Below are 12,606 nucleotides of genomic sequence, written 5' to 3'. Positions count from 1 at the left end.
CGCCGAGCACGATGGCATCGTAATGCGCGCTCACCCGGCGAGCGCTTCGGCAGTCAGCCGCAGCGAGGTTTCGCGCGCCTCGGGCTCGTAGGTCGCGCCGGCGACGATGATTTCGTCGGCCTGCGTGCGCTTGACGAAACTGCGGATGCGCTCGCGCACCTCGTCGGGTGTGCCGGTGGCGCTGGCTTGCGAGACATGCTCGACGATCCGCCGCTCGACCGGGCCAAGCTGGTCGCGATAGCCTTCGACCGGTGGCGGCAGCTTGCCCGGGCTGCCGGTGCGCAGCCGCACGAAGCTCTGCAATTGGGAGGAGGCGAGCCGCTCGGCCTCGGCGGTCGTGTCGGCGGCATAGACGTTCATCGCCACCATCACGTGCGGCTTGTCGAGCCGCTCGGACGGTTTGAAATTGCGGCGGTACATGACCAGCGCGTCGTCGAGATGATCGGGCGCGAAATGCGCGGCGAAGGCATAGGGCAGGCCGAGTGCGGCAGCGAGCTGCGCGCCGTAAAGGCTCGATCCCAGCATCCACATCTCGATATCAGCACCGAAACCCGGCGTGGGTTTCAGCGGAATGTCGTCGCGCCCTTTGAAGTAGGCGCGCAATTCCTGCACGTCCGCAGGAAAATCGCCCGCCGCCTGGGCAAGGTTCTTGCGCAGCGCCTGCTGGATCAGCCCGTCGGCTCCCGGCGCGCGGCCGAGGCCTAGGTCGATCCGGCCCGGGAACAGCGCGTCGAGTGTGCCGAATTGCTCGGCGATGACGAAGGGGTTGTGGTTGGGCAGCATGATCCCGCCCGATCCGATCCGGATGGTCGATGTCGCATTGCCGATATGCGAAAGCACGACCGAGGCCGCGGCCCCTCCGATCCCTTCCATCGCGTGGTGTTCGGCGACCCAGAAGCGTTTGTAGCCGGCCTCCTCGGCGGCGCGGGCAAGGCTCGCGGCGGACTTGTATGCTTCGGAGAGGGTGCCGCCTTCGCGGACGGGGACGAGATCGAGTACGGAGAGGTCTGTCATCCCTGCTAGATGGGAGGTGGAAGCCAATTGTCCAACCTCATCCAGGCCTCGCGCGTCAGTCGATCACGCCCGCCGGTCGTTCACGGCTGGCGATGAAGTAAAGCAGCGTGCCGCCCGCAATGATCGCTGCCAGCGTCATCCACGCGCGCGCATCGGCATGCGTCGCGACCCAGATCGTGCTGGCGATTGCGAACAGCGAGCAGGCGAGGTGCAGCGGATTGAGCGCGCCTTCGCGCTTTTCGAGTACGGGCAGGGCGGCCGAGCAAATCAGATAGGTCGTCAGCCGCACCAAGGTTCCCGCCACCGCCAGCACTTCGAAGCCTTCCCACAGGCCGAACAGCACGGCGAACACTCCGTAGAACAGGATCGAGTTGCGCGGTGTGTGGAAGCGTGGATCGACCTTGGCGAACCAGCGTGGCAGAAGTCCGCGTTCGGACATGCCATAGGTGAGACGAGGCAGGGTCGTGCCGCTGCCCAGATTGTTCGCGCCGATGCTGAAGGCGGCGGCGATCACGATCAGCACTGCAGCCCAATCGCCCATGATCACCCGCGCTGCCCCTGCCAGTGCGTTGTCTTCCGCCGCATCGGGCGCGATCGCGAGATAGGCCCAGATCACCAACACGTAGAGCAGTGTGACCGCCATCACCATGCTGACCATCGCCAGCGGCACGTTGCGCTTGGCCCGCTTCATTTCGCCCGCCGCTTCGGTCACGGTCTCGAAGCCCATGAAGGCATAATAGGTCAGCAGGATCACGCTTTCGACCTCGGTGAACTGGGGAAGGGTAAAGCCGATCCCCGGTTCGCCGCCAAACAGTCCGGCGATCACCAGCAGCAGCAGCGGTAGCAGCTTGACTGCCGTCATCACACCCAGCGTGCCGACCGCGCTCTTCATGCCGACGAGGTTCACGACGACGAAAAACGCCAGCAGGACCGCCACCGCGATCGGTTGCATGTCGCCGCCCAGCCACGGAAACAGCGCGGCCAGATAGGTCACCATCACATGCGTGTTGGCCGCCGCCGTCACGATGTTGCTGGCATAGCGCGCCCAGCCGGCCTGGAAGCCGATAAAGCGCCCGAAAGCCGCCTCGCCATAAAGGACGGGGCCACCCGAATGCTCGAACCGGGCGGCGAGCCAAGCATAAACCAACGCCAGCGGCAGGAACATCAGCCCGCCCAACAGCATCAGCCAGGGAGCGAAATTGCCAAGTGCGGCGGCGAGCACGGCGGGCAGGGCGAAGATGCCTGCGCCGATCATCCCGTTGACCGGAAACAGCGCCGTGCCCCAGAAACCGACCGTGCGCGGCGGCGCGATTGTCGTATTCGTCATGTCAGGCCCTTTCGCCCGGTGTCGATCACAGCGGAGTACGCCGACCGAGCAATTTCCATCCCACGAGCGACAGGCCCACCAACATCATGCCGAGAATGCCGATCCGCAAATAGTCGACCCCGCGAAACGAGCCTTCCTGCACGAAGCCGATCATGTCCACTGCGACCGACATCAGCCCGAACAGGGTGAAGAAGATCACGAAGGTGTTGAGCTGGCTGTCATAGAGGCTGCGCAGCGATCCGCGCACACGGTCGTACATCTTTTCCAGCGTTGCGAGCTTGTTGTTGACCGCGTCGAAGCGGTTGTCCGTTCCCCAGCACGAGACGATCTCCTGCCAGAGCACCCGCGATTGCGGATCGAGGTGATAGGCGTAATCGTTGTAGGCCGAGCGGAACAGTTCGGCATATTCGAGCAGGTCGACGATTTCCTGCGACTTTTCCTCGAGCGCCTGGATCTTGTCGAAGCCCGAGATATTGCGCTGGTCGACTTCGATGCTCAGTTCGTTGACGTAGTGGAACAGCTCGACATCGAAGCTTTCGAGGCGCGCCCAATAGACGTTCTGCATCGCAACCACGCGCGGCACGACGTCGAGATCGGCCGGATCGGCGTCATCTCCCGCGATCACCAGCGAATTGCCGACCCCGACATAGCAATCATAGGCATCGTCGATCGACAGATTGCGCACGTCGTCGGGCTGGTAGCGGAAGACCACGGCTTCGACTTCGCCCTGTTCGTCGACCAGCGGATCGCCGCGCCGGAACTGAAAGATGCGGTGGACCCAGAGCATCTTCGCCCCGGCCTCGTCGCGCTGCTTGACGATCGGTGCGGGCAGCGAGTTCTCGCTGTTCGATTGCAGCAGGTAATCCTCGGGCAGAATGTCCTGCAGCGCCGTGCGGGTCTGTTCGACCAGCGCGGTCCAGCAAGGCACCTGCGAGCTCAACCCTTCGACCATCGCGCGGAAGGACTTGATGTCGGTGCATTCGCCGCACGTGATCTCGCCTTCGACCAGCAGGCTGGCGTAGCCGAAATCGAGTTGCCGCACCGCGATCGTATCGGCGACGAACCGCGCACCCAGATTCTCGTCGGCCAGTTCGCGGGGCAGGCCGAGTGCGTCGAGCACGGCGGCCATTTGCTCGCCCTGCAGTCGCCGCTCGACGATGTAGCGCGGCATGATGGTGACGCCGCGGCGGTTGTCGACGTCGATCTGGAGGCCACTGGCCCTGACTTTCGATCGGGCGACATCCCACTCGCCCGGCGGCAGGCTGGCGCTCTCGATCGCGTCCTGAACCGCGGTGAACTGGTCGCGCACCGCCGCGCGGGCATCGACGAACAGCCCGGTATAAAGCGGCGCGTTGAACGCGACCCGGCGCACCCACGGTCCGCTCAAGATGCGGGGGCCCCGGCCTGGTCGAGCGTGGCGCGGATATAATCCGCGGTCTCGCGCGCATTGTCTTCGAGCAGGGCCTGCAGCCGATCGCGGATTTGATCGGGAATGTTGGCGTCTTTCATGATCACCGACAGATAGGTGTCGAGTGTCGGGCCGAGGTCGAGATTGTCGATCGCGTCCCTGCAATCCTCGAAGGCGATGCCCCCCCAGCCCTTGGCGCGCGCCATGGCGAGGAACAGCGCCGCTTCGGAGGCTTCGCCGATACATTCGAACGGCAATTGCGATTCCAGCCCGACGAGTTGGCGGAACAGGAAGCGATTCTCTTCGACATCGAACAGGTTTTCAGGGCCGAAGGTCGCCTCCACCGTCTCGCGATCGAGAAACGCGGTGTAGCCGAGCCAGACATAGAGACATTTCGCACAGCGGCGGCACCACGGCTTGTCGATATTGCAGCTATGCGTGTGCGGCACGGCCTGCGCCACATCGCGCAGGGCGCCGAAGATCGACACGTCGTAGATAGGCTTGAGGATGCTGAAATAGTCGAATTCGCGGAGCAGTTCGGCGCGGATGTAGTCGTTGAGCAGCTTTTCGGCTTCGTAGGATTTGCCCCATTGGTGGTTCACCGGCTCGCCGGTCTTGTCCCATACGACCTGCGGCGCATCGGCGCTCCGTTCGTGTGCAAGGCAGACATAGCGATACCCGGATGCCAGCACGTAGGGCATCACGCCGAAGATCGAGCTGGGGGTTTCGGCAGCCGTGACCGCATCGACTCCCAGATCGGGGCGCAGTTCGAGCACCGGGCTGTCGAGGAAATCGTCGGTGATCCACTGGCGATGGCGGTTTTCGACGCCATAGCCGTCGAGCAGGCGTTCGATCAGCGCGTGCTGGGGTGCCATGCGCCCGTAGAAACTTGCCGCATAGGCCAGCGAACCATGCGGCTGGCCAAGCTTGTGCAGCAGTTTGAGCGCGATCAGGCTATCCTTGCCCCCGCCGCAGAAGGACAGGAAGCCGCCCGAAAGGTCGCGCTCGCCGACGGGATCGGGGCTGTTGCTGCCGGTGCATTCGAAGGTCGGGCCGAGATAATCGGGTTCATCGTTTTCGAACCGCCATTGCGCCCAGACATTGCGGTAGATCGCCAGCCACAATTCGCCGAATTCGGGAGTCACCAAATCGGCATATTCGCCCCAATCGACCCGGTCGGGCTTGAGGCTCACGATCTTGTTCATTTCGAACGCGGCTATGTGGAACATCACCTTCCGGATGAAGGCCGGGCCGAACGTTTCGCCCAACGCATCGAAATCGATGTTCTCGTACCAGATCGCATTAGTAAAAGTCAGCCCGTCGATCGTGTATTCGCAAAACAGCTGCGAAGGGGCATGGGCGATTTTCGTGAGCGTAAGCGTGCGATCTGTCGTCATGCGTCAAAGGCTTAACGCAACGATCTGCAAAAGCCACCCCTGTGCGTAGCTGCGAATGGCTACTCTGTGATGTCACCGACCACACCCGTAAACCTAAGGTTCAGCCTGATGGCTTATCGATTACGCCTGTAATTTTGAGGGGTGAACGATGCGGTTCAAGACGTTGGTTTTTCTGTTGGCGTGCTCGTCATTTTCAAGTGAGGCTCTCGCCGGTTCTCCGAGGAGCTGTGACCTCGACGTCGTGGAAGATCTGGCGAGCGAAAGCCTCGGTTGTGCCAGTGGCGATCACGCCATGGTGATCGCCCAGCCTGCGCATCTTTCGGCGATGGTTGCGGCTGCAGATAACGCCGTCGAGAACTTTGCCGACCTCTTCGCCGTCGACACGGCACCTGTCGCCGTGATCGAGGCCGCGGAGATCGACAATGGTTTATCCGGGCGTCTCGCCGATTCAGGGTATCTGGTCCTCCCCTGGATCGGCGAGGCAGCAAAGGCGCAATTGCGGCGTTTGTCGGTTATCGCACAAGTCAAACGGCAAACCGCCAGCCTCCCGCCCGAGGCGCAGGACCAGGCGATCGCCCAAGCGCTGGCAAAGCTTGGCGACAAGGTGAGCGACAACGAACTCGATCCGACCTCTCCGGTAGAGCTCGGCGCGATGGCGCACGAGTTGGGGCACATCATGTTCAATCGCTGGTTCGATGGCGCTGGTGATGGCGGTGCCGGTCTGAACCGGGATCGCGCGGAACTCCGCTATGGCAGTTCCGCGCCCGATTGGTTGGACGAGGCTGCAGCGGTCATCCTTGAAAACGATACGCTGACCAAGTCCCGCTATGAGGCGCAGGCGAAGCGTTTCGACGGTGGCGAAGGATTCTCGTGGACGCTGGCCGAGTATTTCGAAACCGAGCATCCAACGATTGGAAATCTCCGTGCATTGCGGGAAAGCGGCGATTTCGCTGCACAGAGCGGGACACAAATAGTCTCGCTGTCCGGGGAGGCGGCGGAGAAGCTGCTGAAACGCACCGACGGTCGCGATGCGGCGTCATTCTACAGTCAGACGCGCTTGTTCCTGGATTTTCTCTTCGAGAAGTGCAGTGACGATACGTGTTTCCGCCATCTTGCCGGTGCGATCCGGGCGCGAGGGTCGGTGCCCGACTGGCTGGCGCGGCACGGCGGTGAATTCGGCCTGCCGACCTCGATCGAGGAACTGTCCAACGCGTTCGAGAAATGGTCGCGCGAAGCGGTGGACGCGTCGCCTCTGGCCTGACCGCGACGGGCGCACTATGTAGCCCGCATGTCGCGCAGCAAGGCAGGTTCTCCCCACGATCCCAGAGGCAAGGAGCGTTTCAACGAGGAACGCGCGACCTACACGGTCGCCAGCGCGCAGCCCGATCTGGAGACCGGAATCGCGGCGATCCGTGAGACGGTGAAGACTTTGAAGCCGCGGCCAGGCGTCTATCGCATGCTCGATACGCGCGGTGACGTGCTGTATGTCGGCAAGGCGCGCAGCCTGAAGGCGCGGGTGGCGAACTATACGCAAATCAACGGTCTTTCGAACCGAATCCAGCGTATGATCAGCCAGTGTCGCGCGATGGAAATCGTGGTCACCAATTCGGAGGCCGAGGCGCTGCTGCTCGAAGCGCAGCTGATCAAGCGCTACCGCCCGCCGTTCAACGTCCTCCTGCGCGACGACAAGAGCTTTCCCTTCATCCTGCTGCGCGCCGACCACACGTTCCCGCGTATCCAGAAACACCGCGGCGCGCGCCGCGCGAAGGGCAATTACTACGGCCCCTTCGCGAGCGCCGGATCGGTGAACAAGACGCTGAACGCGCTTCAGAAGCTGTTCCTGCTGCGAAGCTGCACCGACAGTTTCTTCAACAATCGCGACCGGCCCTGCCTGCTCTACCAGATCAAGCGCTGTTCGGCGCCGTGCGTGGGGCGGATCGACGAGCAGGGCTACGAGGCGCTGGTGAGCGAGGCGAAGGATTTCCTGTCGGGCAAGTCGAGCGCGGTGCAGGCCAAGATCGAGCAAGACATGGCCAAGGCCGCCGAAGCGCTCGATTTCGAGACCGCCGCGATGCTGCGCGACCGGCTGCGCGCCGCGACGTTCATCCAGGGATCGCAGGCGATCAACGCGCAAGGCGTGGGCGATGCCGACGTCTTCGCGCTGGCCACCAAGGGCGGCCAGATCGGGGTGCAGGCCTTTTTCATTCGTGGTGGCCAGAACTGGGGGCACCGTGCGATTTTCCCCAAGAACACCGGGGATATAGACGAGGGCGAAGTGCTCGCCGACGTTCTGCTGCAATTCTACGAAGAAGTCCCGCCTCCGCGTACGATCCTGGTCGATCGCGAACTGGCCGAGCAGGAATTGCTCGCCGAGGCACTGGCCGAAAAGGCCGGGCATGCCGTTGCGATCTCGATTCCGCAACGCGGCACAAGGCGCAAGCTGATGGAGCAGGCGAGCCGCAATGCGACCGAATCGCTGGAGCGGCGGCTCGCCGAAACCGGCACCAAGGCCAAGATCAATCGCGAACTCGCCGAATTCCTCGAGCTCGAGGAAGCGCCAAAGCGGATCGAGGTCTACGACAACTCGCACATTCAGGGCGCCAAGGCCGTCGGCGCAATGGTGGTGGCCTCGCCCGAGGGGTTCGAGAAAAGCCAGTATCGCAAGTTCAATATCAAGAGCGCACAGACCAATGACGATTTCGGGATGATGCGCGAAGTCATGGAGCGGCGCTTCCGCAATCTCGCCGAACATCCCGATGGCGACGAAGGCAAATCGAACAGCCACGAGACCGTCTGGCCCGATCTCGTCCTGATCGACGGCGGCAAGGGACAGATTTCGAGCGTCATGTCGGTGCTTGAGGATTTGGGGATTGCCGATCGGGTCCCGGTGATCGGTATCGCCAAGGGGCCACATCACGGCCGCGAAGGCCGCGAGGTGTTCCATTTCCCCGATGGCCGCGAAAAGACCCTGCCGACCAATTCGCCGGTGCTGTTCTACGCCCAGCGCCTGCGCGACGAAGTCCATCGCTACGCGATCGGTGCCCACCGCGCCAAGCGTTCCAAGGCGATCACCGCCAGCCCGCTCGATGAAATCCCCGGCATTGGGCCTTCACGAAAGCGCGCGCTGTTGCTGGCCTTCGGAACCGCGAGCAAGGTCCGCGCTGCCGCCCTCGACGATCTCAAGCGTACCCCCGGCATCAGCGAAGGCGTCGCGCAGAAGATCTACGATTTCTACCACGCGGGCGGGTGATCATTCAGCGGGCGCGGCGGCGATGGGCGTGGCGAGATGCGGCAGAGGCCGACGCACTCGGACAGATGCCGCGATGAGCGAAATCGCTGTAACAGCCCAGAAAATTGCGACGAAGGGCGCGTCATTGCCGATTGTCAGCCGCGCGATGAAGGTCGCCACCAGCGCGACGGGCACACCCGCGACGAAGCCCCACCACAGCGCGCGCATCCGTGCGCTTGGCCGTCCCTGTCGTTCCCGCTTGTTGAACCAGATGAAGGTGCCGGTCGCCACCACGACGGTCAGCGCGATGCCGAACACGATATAGGCGATCTTGATCGGCAGGCCGCCGAAGTTCCCGAAATGGAGATTGTAGGTCGATGCTGCAATCTGCTGCCCGATCGCGCCATCGGCGAGGCCTACGGTTCCGCGGAAATCACCCTCGGGCCCGAAGGCGTAGTATTCGCCGAAAATCAGACGTCGCGGATGCTCGCCGATCACCTGCACATGCTGGCCCGCCGTACTTGGATCATGGAGAATGAGGTAGGTCATTTCCACTTCGGGGTGTTTCTGCGCCATGTATTGAAGCGCGGGTACCGCATTGGCGACAGGGGCAGGGGCGGGATCCCCTTCCGGTTCGCTTCCGAATACGGGCGCGGTGGCCGCAGCGCTGTCGCCGCCATAGGCGCTCGCGGCGAGGCTACCGCCGGAAATATAATACAGTCCGATCATCGCGCCGGTCAGGGCGATCGCCAGCGCGAAGGGGAGGGTCCAGACCGCGAGACGATTATGCCAGTCGAGCGTCGCTACATCGTCGTTGCGGCGTGCCCGCAGGCGAAACGCATCGCGAAAGATGCGCGGATGGGCGACGATCCCGGAGACTGCCAGGGCGACGATCATCGCACCAAACGCGCCGACCAGCGTCATTCCGTAGAGTGCGGGCAGGTTGAGCCGATAATGCAGTGCCAGCAGGAATTCGGCCCATGCATTCTCTTCCGGCGCGGCAATCGATCCGTCGCTTTCGAGATGAACGGCCTGGGTGTCGGTCGTGATCGTCGTGCGCGGCAATGCGTCTGTCGGCAGATGAACGTAGAGGTGCGTGGTGGTTGGACCGTCGCTCTCGCTGGCAAGGACAGCCTCGATCCCGCGCTGCACGGCGGCGGGCGCGATCGAGTCCATTTCGGGCGCATCGGCCTGCTCGACCCGCTGGAACTCCTCGTACAGGACGATGGCGCTGCCGGTGGCGCAGATCAGATAGAGCAGCGCGCACGTCACCAGGCCGATCGCGAGATGGACGGAAAGGCCTTTGCGCACGGTATCCTTGGCGAAGGCGAAACTCATGTTGCGGCTCCTGCGGTGAACACGGGGAGAGCGGCGAGGGCGGTCACGATCGCCAACAGGCCGAACTGGCGCGGGCGCCGCTCGATCATCAGCAGCGCGAAGGTCAGCAACGGCCAAACCAGCGGAACCAGCCCGAGGACGGCGGTATTGCCATTGGCCGGTCCGGTACCGCCCGCCATCAGCGCGACACGCACGGCGAGTGCCAGCAGGACGGAGGCGACGAGAGCGAGGGGGCCCGCCACGACGAAGGTCGTCAGACGTGCGCCGAACGAGCGCGCGGCTTCGGCTTGCTTCGCCGACGATTGACGCTCCTTGCGCGTCGAACGTCGCCAGGCCGGTCGTTCATTCGCAGCTCCAGCGAGAAACACGAGGGCGACCGTGGTCGCGACGCAGACTGTGACGGCGACGCCCCAGGCGCCTCCAGAGCGGGCCCCGAGCAAGGCGGCGAGAGCGAGCGCGGCCCAGCCTGCTCCGTTCCACAGCAGCGAGCGCGACGGCCGACCCCAGGAATGGCGGAGCACCGCCACCCCCAGGATCGCAAACGCGCCTGCAAACCAGATCGCCCCGCCGCCCGTCATCAGAACTTGAACGCCAACGAGCCGTTAATGCTGCGCCGTTCGCCGGGATAGCAATCGCCGCGCACCAGGCAGACGGAGAAATAGTCCTCGTCGGTCACGTTGCGCGCGGTGATCCGCAGTTCGAACGGTCCGAAATCGTATCCGGCGGACAGATCACCCACCGTGCGGCCATCGACGCGATAGGTCAGCAGCGTGTTGGTGAGCGCCGAAATGCCGTTGCTTTCATTGCCCCCGACATAGCGGACGCCGCCGCCGAAGCTGAACCCGTCGAGCGCGCCAGTGAATTCGTAAAGCGCGAAGAGCGACGCCTGCCAGTCGGAGATGGAGGTGAGCGGAAGTCCGTTCGGGTCCTCTGCATCGAGATAGCTGACATTGCCGTCGATCCGCAGCCCGCCGACCATGGCGTTGGCTTCGAATTCGACACCGCGCACCTTGGAAATGCCTTCCTGCTGGCTGTTGCCGCCGACGAGGGCCGCGGGGTTGGGAAGGTTCGATACCTCGATGTCGAACGCCGCCAACGTCACCAGGGCATTCACGCCGGTGGGCTGCCATTTGACGCCGACCTCGTACTGCCGGCCTTCCTGGGGCTTGAGCTGTTCGTTGGTGATCGTGTCGATGCCGACCACCGGCTGGAAGCTCTCGGCATAGCTTGCATACGGAGCAATTCCGGCGGGTCCGCGATAAAGCAGACCGAAGCTGAGGCTGGTCGCATCGTCGTTCTGGGTCGATCCGTTCTCGACCGCGTTGCTCACGTCGTCGAACCGCACGCCGGCGGTCGCGACGAGATTGCCGAGGGTCAGCTGGTCGGAGATGTAATAGCCGGTGGAATCGATGAAATTGCGCGGACCATTGCCCTTGAACTGGCGCACTTCCTCGACCGTCGGGACATTCTCATACTGCGGATCGAATGCGTTGAGTGTGCGGAAGTTGGCGAGGTACGCGGTGTCCGAATCGGTGAAGACATTCTGGTGCTGCACACCGGCAAGCAATTCGTGCTCGATCGGGCCGGTCAGGAACTCGCCGCGAAGGCGGACGTCGAATGCCATCTGTTCACTGCGATTATCGGCAAGGTAGAATGTCCAGGGGCCGTCGCCATTGGCGTCGATGCGGGGCACGCCGTTGCCGGCGAAGGAAATCCACGCCTGCCGATATTCGGCATCGGACGTCATGTAACGGCCGATGCCCTCGATCGAGAATGCTTCGCTGAGGCGCTGATCGATGATCAGCGAAAGCGCGAAGCTCTCCGTATCGTAGGCGTTGAAGCCCGGCGCGCCGTGATAGACGTAGGGATCGATTTCCTGGCCGGACTCGGACGGTAGAAGAGTCCCCGTCACCGGCAGGAACTGGTGTGCGGTATCCGATTTCTGGTTCGAATAATTCGCCAGGATGGTGATCTCGGTGCCGGGCGCGGGGCGGGCGGTGAACGACGGTGCGAGGACGAACTTGTTGTCGCGGACTTCCTCGATCTGCGAATCGGCATCGCGGTAGAGGCCGACGAAGCGGAACTGCGCTTCGTCTTCGGCACCCGGGATCGGGATGTTGATGTCGGTCGCGATCTGCTTGCGATCGAAGCTGCCATACTCGACCCGGAGCTCGCCTTTGCGAACGCCGTTGGGGCGCTTCGTCACGACATTCAGGATCCCGCCGGGTGCGCCCGAACCGTAGAGCACCGACGCCGGGCCCTTGAGCACTTCGACTTGCTCGAGCGTGTAAATGTCCTGGCGCGTATTGTTGTAATAGCCGAACAGGTATTGGAGGTTGTCGCGATATTCGGGGGCGTCGAGCCCGCGAACCTGCACGAAATCGCCGCGGGTCGAGAAGCCGAACGGCTCGGCCGTAACGCCTGCGGTGTAGGTCAGCGTGTCGTCGAGCGACTGCGCGCCCTTCATCTGGAAATCTTCCTGCGTCTCGATCGAAATCGAACGGGCGGTCTCCACGATCGGCGTCTCGGACTTGGTCGCGCCGAATTCAGTCAGCGTACCGGTGATGAGGATTCGATTGTCGTCTTCCGACCACTCCGCATCGGCGTCCTTCTGCGCCGAACGCTGTTCGTCGGAAGTGATCTCCGAGGCGTTTTGGGCATCCTGCGCCTGAGTGGGCGTCGCGGCGAGGAGGGCGATGGCCGAGGAGGTGACGGCCAGAAGAGCCTTCATGGGAGAATCCTTATGTTCTGTGGTGTGGTCCAGCGCTCGTTAATGCGAGGCATTCGCAGTAGCAACATAAGAATTGGATTTTCTTGCGTGTGCGGCTTCCGCGTTACGCACTTCGCCATCTTTCTCTGCGCCGCACGCGGAACTGTGGACTTTCATCAAACC

Annotated in this window: 9 protein-coding genes; 2 read left to right on the top strand and 7 right to left on the bottom strand. The window is 63.1% G+C overall.

The annotated features are described in order from the left end of the window. Window positions 1–30 precede the first annotated feature (30 nt). From GRI68_RS06715 to GRI68_RS06700, 4 genes are read right to left on the bottom strand one after another with little or no spacing between them, the layout of a single operon-like run. Window positions 31–1,014, bottom strand: a complete 984-nt coding sequence (locus GRI68_RS06715; RefSeq protein ID WP_160616534.1) for an LLM class flavin-dependent oxidoreductase — start codon at window positions 1,012–1,014, stop codon at window positions 31–33. Between the two features lie 55 nt (window positions 1,015–1,069). Then, complete coding sequence (locus GRI68_RS06710; protein ID WP_160616533.1) at window positions 1,070–2,341, bottom strand: APC family permease; 1,272 nt, start codon at window positions 2,339–2,341, stop codon at window positions 1,070–1,072. Window positions 2,342–2,366: 25 nt separating this feature from the next. Continuing rightward, window positions 2,367–3,728 (bottom strand): hypothetical protein, encoded by a 1,362-nt coding sequence (locus GRI68_RS06705; RefSeq protein WP_160616532.1) that lies wholly within the window; start codon window positions 3,726–3,728, stop codon window positions 2,367–2,369. Further along, window positions 3,725–5,146, bottom strand: coding sequence for a hypothetical protein (locus GRI68_RS06700; protein WP_160616531.1), 1,422 nt, complete (start codon window positions 5,144–5,146; stop codon window positions 3,725–3,727). The genes GRI68_RS06705 and GRI68_RS06700 overlap by 4 nt, the downstream gene beginning before the upstream one ends. A gap of 241 nt (window positions 5,147–5,387) precedes the next feature. Between GRI68_RS06700 and GRI68_RS06695 the strand changes: the two genes are divergently transcribed. Together GRI68_RS06695 and uvrC are read left to right on the top strand one after the other, a co-directional pair. Continuing rightward, window positions 5,388–6,407, top strand: coding sequence for a hypothetical protein (locus tag GRI68_RS06695; RefSeq protein ID WP_160616530.1), 1,020 nt, complete (start codon window positions 5,388–5,390; stop codon window positions 6,405–6,407). A 27-nt stretch (window positions 6,408–6,434) separates the two neighbouring features. Further along, window positions 6,435–8,396 (top strand): excinuclease ABC subunit UvrC, encoded by a 1,962-nt coding sequence (gene uvrC, locus GRI68_RS06690; RefSeq protein ID WP_160616529.1) that lies wholly within the window; start codon window positions 6,435–6,437, stop codon window positions 8,394–8,396. Here uvrC and GRI68_RS06685 read toward each other — a convergent pair whose 3' ends face one another. From GRI68_RS06685 to GRI68_RS06675, 3 genes are read right to left on the bottom strand one after another with little or no spacing between them, the layout of a single operon-like run. Next, complete coding sequence (locus GRI68_RS06685) at window positions 8,397–9,713, bottom strand: PepSY-associated TM helix domain-containing protein (RefSeq protein WP_160616528.1); 1,317 nt, start codon at window positions 9,711–9,713, stop codon at window positions 8,397–8,399. Then, complete coding sequence (locus tag GRI68_RS06680) at window positions 9,710–10,291, bottom strand: hypothetical protein (RefSeq protein ID WP_160616527.1); 582 nt, start codon at window positions 10,289–10,291, stop codon at window positions 9,710–9,712. Before GRI68_RS06680 ends, GRI68_RS06685 begins: the two co-directional genes overlap by 4 nt. Then, a complete protein-coding gene (locus GRI68_RS06675; protein WP_160616526.1) occupies window positions 10,291–12,444 on the bottom strand; it encodes a TonB-dependent siderophore receptor in 2,154 nt (717 codons plus the stop codon). The genes GRI68_RS06680 and GRI68_RS06675 overlap by 1 nt, the downstream gene beginning before the upstream one ends. Between the last annotated feature and the right edge of the window lie 162 nt (window positions 12,445–12,606).

The sequence above is a fragment of the Alteriqipengyuania halimionae genome (genome assembly GCF_009827575.1).
Lineage (GTDB): Bacteria > Pseudomonadota > Alphaproteobacteria > Sphingomonadales > Sphingomonadaceae > Alteriqipengyuania_A > Alteriqipengyuania_A halimionae.
Note: the sequence above shows the minus strand (reverse complement) of the source record. Positions and strands in the feature narration are given on the sequence as shown.